At 44.8% G+C, this 20570-nt stretch carries 15 protein-coding genes; 9 read left to right on the top strand and 6 right to left on the bottom strand.

The window, feature by feature from the left end:
* Window position 1 precedes the first annotated feature (1 nt).
* From ACRRS1_RS08365 to gyrA, 5 genes are all read right to left on the bottom strand, one after another.
* Complete coding sequence (locus ACRRS1_RS08365; protein WP_432468026.1) at window positions 2–2251, bottom strand: putative bifunctional diguanylate cyclase/phosphodiesterase; 2250 nt, start codon at window positions 2249–2251, stop codon at window positions 2–4.
* Between the two features lie 359 nt (window positions 2252–2610).
* Entirely contained in the window at window positions 2611–3840 is a 1230-nt protein-coding gene (locus tag ACRRS1_RS08360) for an EAL and HDOD domain-containing protein (protein WP_432453627.1), read from the bottom strand.
* A gap of 156 nt (window positions 3841–3996) precedes the next feature.
* Complete coding sequence (gene aroA / locus ACRRS1_RS08355) at window positions 3997–5277, bottom strand: 3-phosphoshikimate 1-carboxyvinyltransferase (RefSeq protein ID WP_432459111.1); 1281 nt, start codon at window positions 5275–5277, stop codon at window positions 3997–3999.
* A gap of 71 nt (window positions 5278–5348) precedes the next feature.
* A complete protein-coding gene (gene serC, locus ACRRS1_RS08350) occupies window positions 5349–6443 on the bottom strand; it encodes a 3-phosphoserine/phosphohydroxythreonine transaminase (protein ID WP_432468027.1) in 1095 nt (364 codons plus the stop codon).
* A gap of 140 nt (window positions 6444–6583) precedes the next feature.
* Window positions 6584–9295: a DNA topoisomerase (ATP-hydrolyzing) subunit A gene (gene gyrA / locus ACRRS1_RS08345; protein ID WP_432468028.1), complete on the bottom strand. Its 2712-nt coding sequence runs from the start codon at window positions 9293–9295 to the stop codon at window positions 6584–6586.
* Between the two features lie 205 nt (window positions 9296–9500).
* Between gyrA and ubiG the strand changes: the two genes are divergently transcribed.
* From ubiG to ACRRS1_RS08310, 7 genes are all read left to right on the top strand, one after another.
* Window positions 9501–10232 (top strand): bifunctional 2-polyprenyl-6-hydroxyphenol methylase/3-demethylubiquinol 3-O-methyltransferase UbiG, encoded by a 732-nt coding sequence (ubiG, locus tag ACRRS1_RS08340; RefSeq protein WP_432462942.1) that lies wholly within the window; start codon window positions 9501–9503, stop codon window positions 10230–10232.
* Window positions 10222–10896: an HAD family hydrolase gene (locus ACRRS1_RS08335; protein ID WP_432453632.1), complete on the top strand. Its 675-nt coding sequence runs from the start codon at window positions 10222–10224 to the stop codon at window positions 10894–10896. The genes ubiG and ACRRS1_RS08335 overlap by 11 nt, the downstream gene beginning before the upstream one ends.
* A gap of 289 nt (window positions 10897–11185) precedes the next feature.
* Window positions 11186–13471: a class 1a ribonucleoside-diphosphate reductase subunit alpha gene (gene nrdA / locus ACRRS1_RS08330; RefSeq protein WP_432453633.1), complete on the top strand. Its 2286-nt coding sequence runs from the start codon at window positions 11186–11188 to the stop codon at window positions 13469–13471.
* Between the two features lie 47 nt (window positions 13472–13518).
* The gene (nrdB, locus tag ACRRS1_RS08325; protein WP_432453634.1) at window positions 13519–14649 is read left to right on the top strand and encodes a class Ia ribonucleoside-diphosphate reductase subunit beta; all 1131 of its coding nucleotides are present in this window, start codon (window positions 13519–13521) and stop codon (window positions 14647–14649) included.
* A complete protein-coding gene (yfaE, locus tag ACRRS1_RS08320) occupies window positions 14649–14936 on the top strand; it encodes a class I ribonucleotide reductase maintenance protein YfaE (RefSeq protein WP_432453635.1) in 288 nt (95 codons plus the stop codon). The genes nrdB and yfaE overlap by 1 nt, the downstream gene beginning before the upstream one ends.
* Before the next feature lie 508 nt (window positions 14937–15444).
* On the top strand, window positions 15445–16275 hold the full coding sequence (locus tag ACRRS1_RS08315) for a hypothetical protein (RefSeq protein ID WP_432459107.1): 831 nt from the start codon (window positions 15445–15447) through the stop codon (window positions 16273–16275).
* A gap of 92 nt (window positions 16276–16367) precedes the next feature.
* On the top strand, window positions 16368–16718 hold the full coding sequence (locus tag ACRRS1_RS08310) for a DUF3802 family protein (protein WP_432453637.1): 351 nt from the start codon (window positions 16368–16370) through the stop codon (window positions 16716–16718).
* A gap of 19 nt (window positions 16719–16737) precedes the next feature.
* Here ACRRS1_RS08310 and ACRRS1_RS08305 read toward each other — a convergent pair whose 3' ends face one another.
* On the bottom strand, window positions 16738–17655 hold the full coding sequence (locus tag ACRRS1_RS08305) for a LysR family transcriptional regulator (protein ID WP_432468029.1): 918 nt from the start codon (window positions 17653–17655) through the stop codon (window positions 16738–16740).
* Window positions 17656–17824: 169 nt separating this feature from the next.
* Between ACRRS1_RS08305 and ACRRS1_RS08300 the strand changes: the two genes are divergently transcribed.
* Both ACRRS1_RS08300 and ACRRS1_RS08295 read left to right on the top strand, forming a co-directional pair.
* Window positions 17825–19045, top strand: a complete 1221-nt coding sequence (locus tag ACRRS1_RS08300) for a pyridoxal phosphate-dependent aminotransferase (protein ID WP_432453639.1) — start codon at window positions 17825–17827, stop codon at window positions 19043–19045.
* A 121-nt stretch (window positions 19046–19166) separates the two neighbouring features.
* Complete coding sequence (locus tag ACRRS1_RS08295; protein ID WP_432462939.1) at window positions 19167–20468, top strand: anti-phage deoxyguanosine triphosphatase; 1302 nt, start codon at window positions 19167–19169, stop codon at window positions 20466–20468.
* The last annotated feature ends 102 nt before the right edge of the window (window positions 20469–20570 follow it).

Here is a 20570-nt window from a genome sequence, read left to right as displayed (position 1 = left end):
ATTAACTACCCACTAAACGAAGCGGCTCCTTCACGTGGGGTTTAGGTAAGTAATGTTGTACAAAATCAACCTCAGCTTGCGGTCTGGCAAAAAAGAAACCTTGGGCTTGCTCACAACCCATCACCGACGCAATATTGGCTTGATTCTGCGTTTCAATACCTTCGATTAATACTTGGAATTTCATGCTACGTGCAACCATAACCATCGCTTTAACAATATGTTGATCGGACAGGTTATCTTCCAAACCACTCACAAAGGCACGGTCAATTTTCAACAAGGTGACTGGTAGGTGTTTCAGATAGGCCATAGACGAGTAACCGGTCCCAAAATCGTCAATCGCAATTCCAAAACCCGCATCTCGCATTCGTTGAATGCTTGCCTTCGCTTCATCTGGTTGTTCCATCATGGCAGATTCAGTAATTTCAATACAGATCCGTTGCGGATTCACCTGCCATTGCTGGGCATAACTAATCGCGATTTTCTCCGCGTGACCTAAAGACACCGTTGCAGCGGAAAAGTTAACGGATAATTTGAAGTCTTTCGCCAATTGACTTGCGTAGCGCGCCATGAACCGCATCGCATTCTCAAACACCCATTTATCTAATTGCAGCACTAAGCCTGTTTCTTCAGCGACAGGCACAAATTCATCAGGAGAAATCGCCCCCCCATCGGTAAACCAGCGCAATAATACTTCAGCGCCGATCACTTGGTTCGAAAGCAAGCAATACTGAGGTTGATAAAATAACTCCAATTCATCATTGGCAATCGCTTTACGTAATTTAGATTCAAGGGTCAGTTTAACGAGGCTTGCCTGACTAAAGTCGGGATGATAACGGCAGATACTACTGCCATCTTTTACCGCATGATTTAAAGCGGTAAATGCATTTGCCAGTAAAGCATCGCTGTGGATCGCATCTCGACCAGGATGAAAACAGCTATAGCCAACATGACAGCGAGTTAACAACTGTAATTGCTCTAAACGCAACCAACCTCGACAGCTTTGAATGATCTGTTTGGCGATCGCAATGACTTCTTTATCACGATTCACCGTTGGTATCGCCACCACAAAATAATGATGATACCAATAACCGAGCTGAGCCTCCGGATAATGCCGACGCAAACTCTTCTGTACGCGCTTAGCATATGCTTCTCTAGTTACTTCTCCGAGATGTTGGCCAAAGTTCTCAAATACTTCGTTTTGCCGCGGAAAATCGAACATCAGCACCGACATAGGTAAAGCATCATCTAACCAATCGGCAATTAAGCGGGTCATATGTCTTCGATTTGGCAGGCCCGTTACCTCATCATGATTTTTCCAATAGTCTAATTGCTCACGTAACAGGGTGGCTTTGTATTTTAGGCGATGAAATTTTTGCTGGATGAATAAGAAACCAGCACCAATCACGATAAACAGTAGCAATAACCCGAGTCCCCACCAATAAGATACGGTGTTACTTGGCTGGGTCGTTGCGACAATCGATTGCCATCGGTGGTAACTCTGCTGGCTAAAGTTTGGGTCGAGGGAGTTCAGACCGCGGTTAAGCAAACTCACCAACATTGGCCAGTCATCACGAACGGCGAATCGATGTTCTAGATCTTGCTCAAACTGAAAGGCTTGTTGCATATGCCATTGTGGCATTGCTCGAAGTTGTGCGGCGACCTCGTCATTTCCTGCGACGATCGCCACCACTTGTTGTTGTGCTAATGCCTGCATCGCATCGAACAAGCGAGTAAATGGCTGAAGACTTAGATTGGGAAACTGTTTCGCGACAATTTCATGAGCACTACTGCCCATCACCACCGCCACCTTCTGGCCAGATAACTGTTCAACAGAACTAAAACGGGCATGATTTAAGTTTTGGTAGGCAACCAGAGTTTGCAGCTCGGTGGCTTGGGTATAATGAACAAAAGGACTTAGCCGATGATGACGAGGTGCGCTACTAAGCATATCTACCTGACCTTGCTGCAAAGCAAGCACTGCAGAGGAGATGCTAGAGAACACATGATAATCAAAAACTAAATGGGTTTGTGAAGCTAACTGGGCCAACATATCAACCGCATAGCCCTGAGCTTGTCCCTGAGGGTCCGAAAATTCCAAAGGAAGTCGCTCAGCAACCACCGCAACTTTCACCTTTGGATGATCTTCGAGCCATTGATATTCACTGGCATTGACTATATAGGCATGAGCACCCAACGACCAACAACAAGCTACCACTAGCAACGTTAAAGATTTAACGAGGCACCACTGCAAACTATTTAGCTCCTAAAAATTCCCGCTGTCTCGGCATTCTATGCGCCAAGTACAAATATTCTCTATGCAGCTTACCAAAATAAATCAAATATTATTTGATTTATATGCAATAAAAACCAAGTAAAAACCCTATTAATGTTTGCTAACTCACAAATTCAATAAGCGAGCCAAAACTTCACACAACTATGACTAGGACTATCGTGAGGTTTCTTTTCACTATTCGCCGATTGGAGATCCTCGTTCGAACCACCATCAATGGTGATAGAAATCGAAAGTAGAATCGATCATTACCGATCATCGTTTCAAGGTATTCTTTTATAAAAATGAAGCTGTTTTTTCATCAAGACCTAAACTTCATTTCATGCTGTTGGACTTAACAAAGATTGAAACTCTTCGCTCCATAGCAGCGCTTGCAAGTTAAATTGTTCAATATCCAGATAATCGATCTCTAACTGCTGAGCCAAACTTTCGCTCAAGGCCCAATTGCCCTGTTCGTAGGATTTTATCGTGAGCAACATGATACCTAACACAGATGACTGCCCACTACATAGTGCAGCCTTAATGTCTTGATCCAATGGTAAAGCACCAAGAATTTCACTCAATGGCTTATCTAATATCGCATCTAATAAAGAAAATAAGCCGCATAAAAAAGCACTGTCTCTATTGACCTGTGATAGACGGTTTGCAACCAACTCACAAAAACGAGCCCGATGTAATGACATTCTCATCAACTCTCTGGGCTTATGACTAACGGTCATTGCGTTAGCCAGTATCGCAACTAACTTACGTAATTGAGCATTTCCAACGTATACGACCGCTTGTTTGATCGATACGATATTTCGCACAATTGGCTGGTGACTCGAATTCACATAACGCAATAACTTGTAAGCTAAACTAGTGTCTCGCTCGAAATAACCGACCACTTCATTCACATTAACCTCGTCTTTGCTGGTTGCATGAAATAGTCGAGAGATCACCTGATAACTGGCATCCAGCTCCTTAGATTGGCGCATTTCGGGCCGACAAAAATAAAAACCTTGGAAGAGGCTGAAACCTAAAGCTCTCGCCTGCTGATATTCTTGCTGAGTTTCGATCTTCTCCGCTAATAAATTGATACTTTTATAGTTATTGATAACAGCAAAAAAAGACCCTAGTTGATTCAAGGGTGTTTTTCTTATATCTATCTTTATTAAACAGACCAGTTTAAAAAATGGTTCCCACTCAGGATGATAAATAAAATCATCTAAAGCTAAACGATAACCACTGCGAACCAAGTATTGACAACGCTTGTATAGCCTTTTACTGGGTTTTGCTGATTCCAGAATTTCAATCACAACCTGCTGTTTAGGCAGCAAACAGACAATATCTGAATAAAGGCTATCTTCTGAAAAGTTAATTAAGGCTGGTCTTCCTTGAGTGATTTCCTGTAAACCCTGATTTAACTGGGTACGAATAATCAACCTAGAAGTGGCTTCATGGGGGTCTATATTGGGAAATACATTCTCTGGCCCATCACGAAATAACAATTCATAGGCAGCCACTCGCTGACGACGATCTAAGATCGCCTGTCTAGCTGTATATACATTCATAGTATCCATTACCGTTTTTGCTGCATTTTAGTGTTGGCTTTTTGCCTATTTAATTATTAAACCCACCAAGGTGAGTCAAAATGCAGATATAAAAAAAGAGTCACAAAAAAGTGACCCCTTTAGACTAACTAAGTTGTAACAATTTAGCGACCTTTTTTACGAGCTAAGCTGTTGCAAACGTTCAAAATAGTCAGGGAAAGTTTTAGAAGTGCATTTCGGATCGTTAATCGTCACCGCGCTGTCACTCAGAGCCACCAGAGAGAAACACATCGCCATACGGTGGTCATCGTAGGTATCGATTGCTGCATGCTTGATTTTTGCCGGTGGCGTCACTTCAATAAAGTCTTCACCTTCGACAACCGTGGCACCCACTTTACGCAACTCAGTCGCCATTGCACTTAAGCGGTCTGTTTCTTTAACACGCCAGTTGTATACATTGCGAATACAAGTGGTACCGCGAGCAAATAACGCCGTCGTAGCGATCGTCATGGCAGCATCGGGAATATGATTCATATCCAGATCCACCGCCATTAGCTCACCCGGGCGCGCGATAATATAATCATCGCCCCATTCAATATCTGCGCCCATGGCCGACAATACATCGGCAAATAACACATCACCCTGCATCGATTTCTTGCCTACCCCTGTGACTTTTACCTGACCACCTTTAATCGCGCCGGCCGCTAAGAAATAGGAGGCAGAAGAGGCATCGCCTTCAACCAGAAACTCGCCAGCAGCACGATACACCTGCTGACCTTTGACCACAAAACGCTGATAGTTATCATTTGCTACATCGACCCCAAAAGCGGCCATCATCTTCAAGGTGATATCAATATAAGGCTTGGACACCAAATCGCCAATAATGGTAATTTCAACGTCAGCTTGAGCATAGGGGGCGGCCATCAGGAATGCGGTTAGAAACTGGCTGGAAACCGAGCCATCGATGCTCACTTTGCCACCCTGCAAACCGGTACCATTGATCTTCAGCGGCGGGTAACCTTCACTCTTCAAGTAATCGATGTTGGCACCCACTTGGCGTAAAGCATCGACTAAGGCGCCAATCGGTCGCTCTTCCATGCGAGGCTCGCCAGTCAAGCTAAATTCCCCCTCACTGAGACATAAAGCGGCACACAGTGGGCGCATGGCTGTGCCGGCATTCCCAAGGAACAACTGCTCAGCCTGCTCCGTCTTAAAGGCACGTCCTAAACCCGTCACCGTGCAACGACGTCGATCGTCAGAAAGCTGATAAGACACTCCCAGGGTTTTCAGCGCGTTTAACATATGCCGAATATCATCGCTATCGAGTAAGTTGTTAAGAACCGTTTCACCTTCGGCGAGAGCAGCTAACAGCAATGCTCGGTTCGACACACTCTTGGAGCCTGGAAGGTTAATTTCACCGTCAACTTGTGAAATTGGCTGTAGGGTTAATTGTTCCATTTATCTATTATCTCTACTTCTTTAGTGCCAATAGACTGGCTTAATTGCTTGATAAAATTGCCAGTGTTTGGCTAGCCTTGCGGATGACGCTGTGCAAAATCGGCCATAAAGGCCACCAGCGCTTGCACCCCTTCAATGGGCATCGCGTTATAAATACTGGCGCGCATGCCACCCACAATGCGATGTCCTTTCAGAGTCACCAAACCGGCTTGTGCCGCTTCACTCAAAAACAGTGCATCCAACTCGGGATTATCCAGTTGAAAGGGAATATTCATCTTTGAACGATTCGCTGGCGCGACCGAGTTGTGGTAAAAGTCACTCGCATCAATAAATCGGTATAATAACTCGGCTTTAGCGGCATTTTTTTCTGCCATAGCGCTTAAGCCACCTTGCTGCTTCAACCACTTAAACACCAAGCCAGCCAAGTACCAGGAGTAAGTCGGTGGCGTATTAAACATCGAATCACTGGCCGCTAATACGCTGTAATTCATGATACCAGGGGTGAGTGAATGAGCTTTATCCAACAGATCTTCGCGCACGATGGCAATTGCCAAGCCCGAAGGCCCGATATTTTTTTGTGCGCCAGCATAGATCAGTCCATAGCGGCTAACATCGATGGGCTGAGACAAAATGGTAGAAGAAAAATCCCCCACTAAAATCATATCTCCCACATCTGGGGTCTCTTCGATGGCGATCCCTTCAATGGTTTCGTTGGGGCAGTAGTGAACATAGGCAGAATCTTTATCGTATTGCCATTGAGAGCTGTCTTGCACTGAAACCTGACCATGCTCATCCACAGCCAGTGCATCAAACACCTTGGCTGCCGCGTGTTTCTCACCTTCGACAACGGCACTTTTCGACCACTGTCCGGTGGTAATATAACTAATACTGGTTTTATCCCCAAGCAGGTTCAGAGGGGCAGCAGCAAATTGTCCACGCCCCCCTCCCTGGCAGAATAGAACTTTATAATTATCGGGAATCGCCAGTAAATCGCGGAGATCTTGTTCGGCCTCAGCAGCCATCGCGATATATTCTTTACCTCGATGACTCACTTCCATGACCGATACCCCTAAACCTTGCCAATCGCAAAACTCAGCTTGGGCTTGTTGCATCACAGCCTCTGGCAACATCGCCGGGCCTGCACAAAAATTGTAGATTTTTCTCATGCCTATCTCTTTGTTATGTTGTGTTCGACCACTGCAGTGGTTCATTTTATACCGCCTGTAATAGGCTATACCAATGGTTTGGCGGGTCTCTCAAACAAAAACGAGCGACCGAAGCCGCCCGTTTATGTTATAGCCGATGACTATTCGGCATCAGTCTCACTGGCCGCCGAATCATCTTCGGCAGCGGCTGAGTTATCGTTGTCGAGGGAAGCCTCAGCGTTTTGCTCCGCTACTTCACCATCGGCTAAGTCTTCAAACTCTGCCTCTTCGATTTCGTCAATCCGTTGTAGACCAACCACCTTTTCACCTTCGGTAGTACGAATTAACGTTACCCCCTGGGTATTGCGGCCAACCAACGAAACTTCATGGACCCGAGTACGAACCAAGGTACCACCGTCGGTAATCAGCATCATTTCTTGTAGTTCGGTCACCTGCACGGCCCCCACCACTAAGCCATTCCGCTCACTCACCTTAATCGATACCACACCTTTGGTCGCGCGGCTCTTCGCCGGATATTCATCTAAACGAGTTCGTTTACCATAGCCATTTTCGGTGGCGGTTAGAATGTCTCCGTCTCCATTTGGCACAATCAACGAGACTACTTTCTGACCTGCGTCAAGCGAAATCCCGCGAACCCCGGCAGCGGTACGGCCCATTGGACGTAAGGCCAACAGCTCTTCACCGGTTTCAGGATCGAGTTTCACCGCACCCGTCTCACTATCCCGTTGCTTCTCGTTAAAGCGCACCACTTTACCCGCATCAGAGAACAACATGATTTCATTGTCACCATTGGTGATATCAACGCCAATCAGCTTATCGTCATCATGCAAGTTAATCGCGCGGATACCGCTGGATAATGGCCGCTTAAAGGCGGTTAACGGGGTTTTCTTAACGGTGCCATTCGCCGTTGCAAACAAGATGAATTTGTCTTCTTGATATTCACGAACGGGCAAAATCGCGGTAATTCGCTCATCATCACCCAATGGCAGTAAGTTGACAATCGGTTTACCACGCGCTTGACGACTCGCCAGCGGCAATTGATAAACTTTAATCCAGTACACTTTACCGACGGTTGAGAAACACAAGACCGTATCGTGGGTATTTGCCACCAGCAACTTCTCAATGAAGTCTTCGTCTTTCATCTTGGTGGCGGCTTTGCCTTTACCACCACGACGCTGTGACTCATATTCGCTCAATGGTTGGTATTTGACATAGCCTTCATGGGAAAGCGTCACCACCACGTCTTCTTCATTGATCAGATCTTCAATCGACAGATCGGAGCTATTCGCTGAAATTTCGGTGCGACGCTCATCACCAAATTGCTCGCGCACTTCAATCAACTCGTCGCGGATCACTTCCATCAAACGAGTCGGGGTATTCAAGATATACAACAGTTCAGCAATCAGATCTAGTAAGTCTTTGTATTCTGCAATGATCTTCTCATGCTCAAGACCGGTCAAACGATGCAAACGTAATTCGAGAATAGCTTGTGCCTGAGTCGGTGTGATGAAATATTTTCCATCACGAATACCAAACTCGGGCTCTAGCCAATCAGGACGAGCCGCATCATCGCCTGCACGCTCGAGCATCGCCGCAACACCACCTAAGTCCCAACCTTTAGCAAGTAAAGCCGTTTTTGCTTCGGCTGGAGTCGGAGAGGTTTTAATCAGCTCGATAATCTCATCGATATTGGCTAGCGCGATCGCTAGACCTTCGAGGATATGCGCACGATCACGGGCTTTACGTAATTCGAATACCGTACGGCGTGTCACCACCTCGCGGCGGTGACGAATGAAGCATTCGATCATCTCTTGAAGATTAAAAATCTTCGGTTGACCATTATCCAAGGCAACCATGTTCATGCCGAAGGACACTTGCATCTGGGTTTGTGAATATAAGTTGTTTAATACAACTTCGCCCACTGCATCGCGTTTCAATTCAACCACAATACGCATACCATCCTTATCGGATTCATCACGTAATGCAGATATACCTTCCAGTTTTTTATCTTTTACTAACTCGGCCATCTTCTCGATCAGTCGAGCCTTGTTCACCTGATAAGGGATCTCATGAACAATAATCGTTTCTTTGCCGGCCTTGTCGGTGACGACTTCCGCTTTCGCTCGGATCGACACTTTACCGCGACCAGTTCGATAGCCTTGAATAATGCCTGCGCGGCCATTAATAATACCCGCGGTAGGGAAATCCGGCGCAGGGATATATTCCATCAATTCGTCGATGGTGATCTCAGGATTTTCGATCATTGCCAAACAACCATTCACCACTTCGGTGAGGTTATGTGGTGGAATGTTGGTGGCCATGCCCACCGCAATGCCCGAAGCTCCGTTCACTAACAGGTTCGGGATCCGAGTCGGCAACACCGCAGGAATTTGCTCGGTACCATCGTAGTTGGGGACGTAATCAACGGTTTCTTTTTCTAAGTCAGCCAGTAAAGAGTGCGCCAACTTATCCATACGGATTTCGGTATAACGCATTGCTGCAGCTGAATCACCATCAACCGAACCAAAGTTACCTTGCCCGTCTACCAACATATAACGTAAGGAGAACGGCTGTGCCATCCGCACAATTGTATCGTAAACGGCACTATCACCATGGGGGTGATATTTACCAATAACATCACCGACCACACGGGCAGATTTTTTGTAAGGCTTATTCCAATCGTTACCTAGTACATTCATTGCGAACAACACCCGGCGATGCACAGGTTTTAAACCATCACGTACATCTGGTAAGGCGCGTCCAACAATCACGCTCATGGCATAATCAAGGTAGGAACTTTTCAGCTCATCCTCAATATTGACAGGCATGATCTCTTTTGCAAGATCGCTCATAGACGACAAAATCCTTCGTTTTTATTGCTTGTTACAATTACTCAGCGTAATCGAGAACTTTACCATAAAACCGACGCCTTAACAGGCCTGATGTCGCTCTTTTCTTTTAGAAAAATGAAAAACTACCGGAATTCAACAAAAGCTTGTGGCTAGGATGAACAAGTTCTTATAATACTTATAAATAATGACTTGGATAAAGAGACCAATGGAACAGCCAAATAACAGCCAAAATGTTGACCACCAAGAAATAGCACATTTTGCAGGCTTAGCCTCCCGTTGGTGGGATGAACAAGGGGATTTTAAAACCCTGCACCAGATCAATCCATTACGTCTCGACTATATTGAGCGGGGAGCCAAGGGACTATTTGGCAAGCAAGTCCTCGACATCGGTTGTGGTGGCGGAATATTAGCCGAGAGTATGGCCCTGCGAGGGGCTGATGTGACTGCGATCGATATGGGGCAAGAGCAAATTGAAGTCGCCAAATTGCACGCCTTAGAAACCGGGGCACAATTAACTTATCTGCAGACTACCGCCGAACAGCACGCCGAACAACAGCCTGCCCAATACGATGTGGTGACATGCATGGAAATGCTTGAGCATGTGCCCGATCCAAGCTCGGTAATTGCAGCATGCGCCAAATTGGTCAAGCCCGGCGGTTACCTCTTTGTATCAACCATCAATCGTACCCCAAAAGCCTACCTGTTTATGATTCTGGCGGCAGAAAAACTGCTCAAGCTGGTTCCCAACGGAACCCATCAGCATGATAAATTTATCCGTCCTTCAGAGTTGCTCAGCTGGGCTGATGAGCACGGCCTACAAAGTCAGGCCATTACCGGGGTACAATTTTACCCAGTGATTGAGCACTTTCGCTTAAGCCCTAATGTCGATGTGAATTACATGTTACAACTTGCCAAGCAGGATCAGGATGAACAATAAACTTGCGGTACTATTTGATTTAGATGGTACTTTATTAGACACCGCGCCTGATCTTGCAGCGGCCGCAAATCATGTACTAGCGCAGCACCAGCAACCACTCATTAGTTTAAGTGATGCTCGAACTTTAAGCTCCCATGGTGCCATGGGGCTACTGGGTTTTGGTTTTGGCGAAAGTTGGCATCAACAAGAGCAAACCAAACTGCGTCAACAATTACTCGACTTTTATCAGTCGAACATCTGCATCGACACTAATTTATTCCCTGGCATTCAGCAAACCTTAGCCTACTTAGATGCAACATCTACACCTTGGGGGATCGTGACAAACAAACCTGAAAGTTTAAGTCGGCAATTACTTGCTTACTTTACTGAGTTTGCGAGCTGTGCAACGCTAGTCGGAGGCGATACGGTTAGCCAGCGGAAACCGCATCCGGAACCCATGTTACATGCCTGCCAACAACTCAAAGTAGCAGCGCAGCATTGTTTGTATGTTGGCGACGCTCTGCGTGACATCGAAGCTGGAAACAACACCCAGATGACGACTATTTTAGCCGAATGGGGCTATATTTCGGAAAATGACAATATCCACACTTGGCAAGCCGATTTACACTGTCAAAAAAGTGAGCAACTTGAACAGCTAATCGCCAAACATTTGGCTAAATTATAAACCGCTTCAAGTTTTCATAAAAATAAATAATTTTCTATTTTTATAGCAAAAAGAACTTGCATTAACGCCACGCTAACAAAGTCATATGGATAGCTAGTTAGTAAGCACTAACATATAGCAATTATCCGCATGTTATGCACAAGTTCTTCATTTTTCCAAGTCTTGCGAAATCGACAAAACCTCATTATCTTGTATCAAATAAATTTATAAACACTATATCTAGTAGTCAGGCAATATTTGCCATACTAGACAGCCAGTAGCACAAAATTAGGATATAGGCCCTCCATTCATGAATACAGATCTACTGATAACCAAACGTAGCGGTAAACAAGAAGCCATTAATTTGGATAAAATTCACCGAGTGATTACATGGGCCGCCGAGGGCCTTAAAAATGTATCCGTTTCACAGGTCGAACTAAAATCACATATTCAATTCTACGATGGTATGGCCACCAAAGATATCCATGAAACGATTATCAAGGCGGCTGCAGATCTAATTTCTCAAGAAACGCCCGATTACCAATTTTTAGCCGCTCGTTTAGCGGTTTTCCACTTACGAAAAAAAGCCTACGGTCAGTTTGAACCACCGAAGCTTTACGAACATGTGGTCAAACAATGTGAAGCTGGTCTTTATGACATGCATTTGCTGAAAGACTACACCGTGGAAGAATTTGCCCAAATGGATGAGTTTATCGATCACTGGCGCGATATGAACTTTTCCTATGCAGCAGTAAAACAACTGGAAGGTAAATATCTAGTACAAAACCGCGTCACTGGCACGATCTACGAAAGTGCCCAATTTTTGTATATCCTAGTAGCAGCCTGTTTATTTGCCCATTATGACAAATCAGTTCGCTTGGATTACATTCGCCGTTTTTACGATGCGACTTCTTTATTTAAGATTTCCTTGCCAACACCGATTATGTCGGGAGTACGCACCCCAACCCGTCAATTCAGCTCCTGTGTATTGATTGAGTGTGGTGATAGCTTAGAGTCCATCAACGCCACCGCATCATCGATTGTAACTTACGTATCACAGCGTGCGGGCATTGGCATCAACGCTGGACGGATCCGCGCCTTGGGTAGTGAGATCCGTGGGGGAGAAGCCTTCCATACTGGATGTATCCCTTTCTATAAGTATTTTCAAACGGCGGTTAAATGCTGTTCACAAGGTGGTGTGCGTGGTGGCGCTGCAACTATCTTCTATCCATTCTGGCATCTCGAAGTCGAGTCACTATTAGTACTCAAGAACAACCGAGGCGTTGATGATAACCGAGTTCGTCATATGGACTACGGGGTGCAACTGAATCGGTTAATGTACCAACGTTTGGTGAAGGGTGAAAACATCACTTTATTTTCGCCCAGCGATGTACCGGGTTTATATGATGCATTTTTCGAAGATCAAGATACCTTCGAGCAGCTTTATCTAAAATACGAGCAAGACGCTAGTATCCGTAAACAGGCGATTAAAGCCGTTGATTTGTTCTCTTTATTGATGCAGGAACGTGCTTCTACCGGACGTATTTATATTCAAAACGTCGACCACTGTAATACCCATAGCCCATTTGATCCGGCTCAAGCACCAGTTCGTCAATCAAACCTTTGTTTAGAGATTGCACTGCCCACCAAACCGTTACAGCATGTGCATGATGAAAATGGTGAAATCGCCCTATGTACTCTATCGGCTTTCAATTTAGGTGCAATTGAAGATCTCAACGAATTGGAAGACTTGTCAGATCTTGCAGTTCGAGCCTTAGATAGCTTACTCGATTACCAAGACTACCCCATACTAGCAGCGAAAAAAGGGTCATTTGGCCGTCGCACCCTAGGGATTGGGGTCATTAACTATGCCTATTATTTGGCTAAGAATGGTTCCAAATACAGTGACGGTAGTGCCAACAATTTAACCCACCGCACATTTGAGGCAATCCAGTACTGGCTGTTAAAAGCTTCGATGCGTCTTGCCAAGGAGCAAGGTGCCTGTCCGATGTTCAATGAGACCACCTATGCGCAAGGTATTCTACCCATCGATACCTATAAAAAATCGTTGGATCAATTAAGCAACGAGCCGCTGCATTACGATTGGGAAGAATTGCGCCAAGAAATCACCACTTACGGCTTACGTAACTCAACCTTATCGGCCTTGATGCCATCGGAAACCTCCAGCCAAATTTCCAACGCGACCAATGGCATTGAACCGCCACGCGGTTACGTCAGTGTAAAAGCCAGTAAAGACGGCATTCTAAAACAAGTGGTGCCTGACTTTGGAAACCTCAAAAATAGCTACGAGTTACTTTGGGATATTCCAAATAATGACGGTTATTTGCAATTAGTGGGTTTAATGCAAAAGTTTGTTGACCAAAGTATTTCGGCTAATACTAACTACGATCCATCACGCTTTGTGGGTAATCGAGTCCCCATGAAAATCTTGATTGCCGACCTGCTAACCGCCTATAAATATGGCGTAAAAACTCTGTATTATCATAATACTCGTGATGGAGCTAGCGACCAGCACGATAATATGAAACCCGAGCCAGAAGATGATGATTGCGCCGGCGGTGCATGTAAAATTTAAGCCAAGTTTACGCGCTTAGGCGCAAAGAATTGTTAGGAATAATGTAGATGAACTACTCAATTTTCACCCAAACAGCCAACGATGCCACCAAAGAACCCATGTTCTTTGGTCAGCCGGTAAACGTGGCTCGTTATGACCAACAACGTCATCCTATCTTTGAAAAATTAATTGAAAAGCAATTATCATTTTTCTGGCGTCCAGAAGAAGTGGATGTCAGCAGAGACCGCATCGATTATGCAAAATTGCCCGCACATGAGCAGCATATTTTCATTAGTAATTTAAAATACCAAACCTTGCTGGATAGTATTCAAGGACGCTCTCCCAATGTCGCTCTATTGCCTTTGGTGAGCCTACCTGAACTCGAAACTTGGATAGAAACATGGGCTTTCAGTGAAACCATCCACTCGCGGTCGTATACCCATATTATTCGTAATGTGATGGGAAATCCCGGTGAAGTCTTTGATGACATCATGGAAAACGAAGAAATCATCAAGCGAGCCAATGACATTGCACTATATTACGACGATTTAATTCGAGCCTCTTCAATGTATCACCTCTATGGCGAAGGAGAGCATCTGCTCGATGGCAAGCCTTACACCGTCTCACTTCGTGAGTTGAAAAAGAAACTCTACCTTTGTTTAATGTCGGTTAATGTACTTGAAGCAATTCGCTTCTATGTAAGCTTTGCATGTTCTTTTGCCTTTGCTGAACGTGAACTCATGGAAGGCAATGCCAAAATCATTAAGCTCATTGCCCGTGACGAAGCTCTTCATCTCACAGGCACTCAGCACATGATTAATTTAATGCGCGAAGGGAAAGACGATCCTGAGATGGCCGAAATAGCGGCCGAATGTGAGGTAGACGCTTGGCGGATGTTTACCGATGCAGCAGAACAAGAAAAACAATGGGCCAAGTACCTATTTAAAGACGGTTCAATGATAGGTTTGAATGAAGAGATCCTCTGTCAATACGTTGAATATATAACCAATAACCGAATGCAAGCCGTGGGTTTACACCCTTGCTTTGAAGACCGCAGTAACCCGATCCCTTGGATAAATTCTTGGCTAGTTTCAGACAATGTACAGGTCGCACCACAAGAAGCTGAAATCAGTTCCTACCTCGTCGGACAAATTGACTCAACCATTGCAGTCGATGACTTTGAGGATTTTGAGCTGTAATGCCGCATCAAGAAGGCCGAGTGATCGCTGATGGTATTGAGGTGGTGGTTGATAGCCACCATCGCAGTATTCTAGAAGCCTTTGAGCAGGCAGGATTTAATCCTGAATATCATTGTCGAGAAGGTGTCTGCGGCGCTTGTAGAAACACCCTATTAAAGGGGGAAGTTGAATATTCCACGCCCCCTTTAGCCAATATTCCCCAAGGCCAAGTCCTCACCTGTTGTAGTAAACCCAAAGGAAGGATCGAATTAGCGACGCGACCTCCGGTCAAACAAAAAACCGCCTAAAATAACGAGCATAATATTTAAAGTTGGGGCATTCGCCCCAAGCAGTCAGCTAATTGTTAACGACGAAACGATGACTTTAAAATGAGAACCGAATCAATCGCCACTCGACGCGACGCGCAATGATTCATGCCAGCACTAGTTTTCTCAAACGCTGCTTTGCCTTAAATAATTAAACAGCAAGTTTAAATAATCACCAAACGCACGCGGCCTTAGTCGGCCATAAGTTCACACCACAAAGCTATAAAATTTGTCCTGTAAAGAACTTTAAATTGGCAATTCTGCTAGGTAGCTTGTTGGCGTGCTAACACGACGTATGTGCCGAGTTTAAGCTAGCTAGAAAATTCACCGAGAAAAGAAGATCAAGCGCTGCCAAGTAAGACGCTATAATTCTAAATAGTCCTTTAGTTTTTTGAAAAACAACAGATAAACACACTATGGCTATTATTTTCTAGTTTACGAGGCAGTTATGATCATTCGACGGCAACCATTGATTGTTATGAGTAGCAGTATGTTAATACTCATGGTTGCATTAATTGCCTGGAAGGTATTTAACATCGAGCCATTAGGTGAAACCGCCATTTGTCGTGCCGCCATTGCAACTCACTATTTGCAACGCCAACTGGGACAAGTTCAGGCATTACCCGATTATCCTCAACAATATGTTAGTGCCAACCAGATCGGTGATAAACCTAAGTCCGTGGATTGCCAAATTAGTGGTCGGCTGATTAGCTTAAGTGAACAACAGCACGCGATTGCCAACCTATATTTTGAGCAAAAGCGCGATCAACTGGCGATTATCGTCCCCCGGCATGCGGCCCCTAACCGAGTAAGAGTGTTTACTCGAGAACAATTCAACTTTCCCAAATTACGGCTGGCTAAACATGACTTAGCCACTGGGATCCATGAAATGTACGGCGAAGGTTTTGATATCAACCAAGTGATCCAACAAACCGTAGGCTTACTTAAAGCGAATCATATCTGCGGTCAACTGGAACGCCAGCAGCAATTGAAGCTGTCTCCTGTCCCTATTCGTGATAGTTATTTTAAACAAGCCCACAAGCTGACGCCTTACCTGATTAATTTAGTACAGCGTTCCCCCCTAAATGTGGAGCAAATACAAAAAACTAAACAACAAATCGTCGACTTAGAACAGGCATTTGCACAGAACACGAAATCCTTAGTCAATTGGCTACAACAAACTGAAAGCACAGCTCCCATAGACAAGCGTTTGTTAGAATATCATTTAAGCGATCTAAAACGGGCGAATCCGAGACTTTATCTACCCAATTCTTGTAATCAAGCCTATATTCAGTCTGCTGAGTTAACTCAGACCTTATAGAGCTAACATATTTGTTCACTGACATTTTTTTTAAGTCATATTTCGTTATACACTAAACAGATAAAGATAAAGTTGAAGAGGGAAACAGAACGATGGTAACTGATAGTGAAGGCTACGTTCAGCTAATTGGCTTCTTAAGTGACAATCTTGCGTTATTTGAACATACGCAGGCACAACAGAATCCGTTAACAATATGCGATTATGTCACTGAAAAGTTATCTGACAACGTGATGTTAGTGTGTCGCCAACACGAGCACCTCGATAGTGAACATCGCTTCACCGTTATTCGCGAAATGGACGCGGTGATGAATGACTTAGAACAAGTCTTATCTGGTGTTTGGATGAGCAGTCCAACCCAGCAGCAGCAACAGTTTATCGATGAATTTGTGGGCCTTATCAAGAATATGTTCGATAATCAATTGATTGCCATCGACCCCATCTAATAACTCAATAAAAGCCGTTTTAGACTATCGGTTTGATCCCCTCTAAATGGCTAAAGCAATGCTCGCGGGCAATGTCTAGAAAGGCTTCAATGTAGGCACTATCTTGATGACTTTGAGCTCGGGCTGCGTAAAGGTTTTGCCACAATGTTCCATCCCCTAAGGGGCGGGTCACGATATAACCTTTATTAACATATTCAGTTAATGCCCAATTGGGCAATACCGCAACTCCCCGGCCACTGGCAACCAACTGCATCATCATGATGGTCATATCAACTTTACGGATCGCCAAGGGCTCCACACCAGCGGGGTCCAAAAACAAATTAAAGAGGTCTAAACGATGACTATCCACAGGATAGGAAATTAGCACTTGCTTGGAAAAATCTTCCGCTTCGATGATCGGTTTATTCACCAAGGGATGATTAGGACTTAACGCTAATGTCGGTTGATAGGAGAACAATGGCCAATAACTAATCCCTTCCCACACTTGGGGATCAGAAGTAATCACTAAGTCCAACTGCCCCAACGCAAGTTCGGGTAAGGGTTCAAAACTAAATCCGCTGCTAAAGTCCAATTCCACATCTGGCCACAAGCCACGATAATGATCGATAGCGGGCATCAACCAATTAAAACAACTATGACACTCAATCGCGAGATGCAGCCGCCCAGCCTGACCGCCAACTAGACGGCTCAATTCACGCTCTGTATGCTGTACCTGTTCTATAACATTATCGGCCAAGTCTAATACTCTTAAACCCGCCATGGTAAAGCGTAATGGTTTGGTCTTTCGGACAAATAGTTTAGCGCCAATACGTGATTCAAGATCTTTGAGTTGATGAGATAAAGCGGACTGAGTTAAACATAAACGCTGAGCGGCAACCACCAAGGAGCCACTTTCTCGAAGCGCTTGTAAGGTTTTTAAATGCTTGAGTTCTAACATAGTCTCACAATGAAAAATCTACTATAAGTAGCAGTTTATCATCAACTCATCGCACAAAATCGCATCAGCCATAAAAAATTCTAAAAAAGTATAAATACTCATCGCAAAGGCTTGCAAGCAAGCTCAAAAAATAAGTTAATAAGCATATCCATCTAAGGCTGTAACTATCATGTATCAAATAGCGAAATCCCATAAACTCGACAATGTCTGTTATGACATACGAGGTCCTGTATTAAAGCAAGCCAAACGCCTTGAAGAAGAAGGTCACCGTGTACTGAAGTTAAATATTGGCAATACTGCAGAGTTTAATTTTGAAGCGCCCGAAGAAATTCTAGTCGATGTGATCCATAACCTGCCGACAGCTCAGGGTTACTGCGACTCCAAAGGTTTATTTTCGGCCCGTAAAGCGGTAATGCACCACTACCAGTTACAAGGACTACGTAGCACCACCCTCGAAGATATTTATCTCGGTAATGGCGTTAGTGAACTCATCGTGATGGCGATGCAGGCACTGCTAAATAACGGCGACGAAATGTTAGTCCCATCACCCGATTACCCGCTATGGACAGCTGCCGTAACCTTATCTGGCGGTAATCCAGTTCACTACGAATGTGATGAACAAGCAGGTTGGTTTCCCGATATAGACGATATCCGCAGTAAAATTACACCTCGTACCAAAGGCTTGGTGGTGATCAACCCAAATAACCCAACAGGAGCGGTATATAGCAAAGAAATTCTTCTCGAGCTGGTTGAATTGGCGCGTGAACATAATTTGATTCTATTTGCCGACGAGATCTATTCTAAAGTTATTTATGATGATGCCTTACACATCCCAATGTCGACATTATCTGACGACGTGCTCACCTTAACCTTTAACGGCTTATCCAAAGCTTATCGCGTATGTGGCTTCCGTTCTGGTTGGTTACTCGTTAGTGGTCCGAAACATCGCGCGACGGACTACATCGACGGTTTAGACATGCTGGCATCGATGCGCTTATGTGCCAATGTGCCCGTGCAACATGCAATTCAAACAGCACTCGGCGGCTATCAGAGTATCAATGAATTAATTGTTCCCGGGGGGCGTTTATATGAACAACGCAACCTTGCTTGGCAACTGCTGAACGATATCCCAGGAATTAGCTGCGTAAAACCCAAAGGCGCAATGTATCTATTTCCAAAACTTGATGTGGAAAAATTCAACATTAAGGACGACCAACAATTTGCCCTAGATTTGTTGCAGCAGGAAAAGATATTAATTGTACAAGGTACTGGCTTTAACTGGTCCAAACCTGACCATTTTCGGATTGTTTTTTTACCTCGAGAAGAAGAGCTAAGGGAAGCAATAGGAAGAATTGCAAATTTTTTAGATGGCTATCGGCAAGTCGATTAAAGCTCTCGGCTGAAAATAGTAAGGCACTTTTGGTGCCTTTTTTTTGCTTAAAATTAAGCACATACTATTTTTACTAAAGGTAGTGTAAGGTAGTGAATGTGTAGTAGTGGGAGCCCACCAAATGAATGGACTGTTCGAACAAGATGGCACAGCAAGATTTGTTGAAGAACAAAATCAACGACGCAATGATCATCGCACTCCTTGGCAACGAGATCGAGCGAGGATCCTTCATTCTGCAGCGTTTCGTCGTTTACAAAACAAGACTCAGGTGCTCAGCATCGGCAGTAATGACTTTCACCGAACCCGCTTAACTCATTCGCTGGAAGTATCGCAGATTGGTACAGGCATTATCGGCCACATTCACTCCTTAAAGGACCTACCACATCACTTTTTACCCGAATTAAATCTCATTGAGAGTTTATGTCTCGCTCATGATATCGGCCACCCTCCCTTTGGCCATGGTGGAGAAGTCGCGCTGCACTATATGATGCGTCATCACGGGGGATTCGAAGGCAATGCCCAAACCTTTAGGATCTTAACTAAATTAGAGCCGTATACCAAGTCGAATGGCATGAACCTGACGCGACGAACTCTGTTAGGTATTATCAAATACCCATGTTTATTAAGTCACTTACAGCGCCAACCACTGCCTCAAGAAGCCAAAAGCTTCCGTCAGTTAAAGGTTGCAGATTGGACCCCTGCGAAAGGGATCTATGATGACGACCGTGAATTATATAACTGGGTCCTTGCCAGCTTTAGCTTAAACGATCGCCAACGTTTCGTACAAAGTCGCGAGGTGAGTAGCCAGCAACATCGTAAGAGCAGCTTTAAGTCTTTAGACTGCTCCATTATGGAACTAGCCGACGACATCGCCTATGGTGTGCACGACCTTGAAGACGCCATTGTCATGGGTATTGTCAGCCGCCACGATTGGCAAGAACAAGTCGCCTCGGCGATTGCCGATATCAAAGATTGCTGGTTAGCCGATGAAATTGGCGAGTTATCCGTAAAACTATTTAGCCAACATCACTATGATCAAAAAGATGCGATAGGCAGCTTAGTAAATGCCTTTATCACCTCTATCAGGCTTCGTCATCAACAACTGTTCGACGATCCATTATTGGACTTACAAGCCGCCATGGAGCCCCCCATGGCGCAAGCCTTAGACGTACTTAAGCGTTTCGTCTTACATTATGTCATTCAAACCCCTGAGATAGAAATGACCCGTTTCAAAGGCCAACAAGTCGTCATGGAGCTATTTCAAGCCTTTGCCAGCGACCCTGAGCGCTTGTTGCCACTAAATACCCGAACCCGTTGGCTACAAGCAGGCGAAAATGGAAGTAATCAAGCACGCGTGATTGCTGATTATATTGCGGGCATGACTGATGACTATGCCAATCGTCTCTATCACAAACTGTTTTAGCCATCATTCAGCAGAAATAAACGAGAACACTCGCGCAAATCGAGTGTTCATTGGCGGTTTTATCACGACTCACGGTAGGCAGACTTCATAGCCTACCGTTAA

Origin of the sequence: Agarivorans sp. Z349TD_8, from assembly GCF_050870825.2 — a bacterium.
Lineage (GTDB): Bacteria > Pseudomonadota > Gammaproteobacteria > Enterobacterales > Celerinatantimonadaceae > Agarivorans.
The sequence above is the reverse complement of the archived record's forward strand: the minus strand, read 5'-3'. Positions and strand labels throughout refer to the sequence as shown.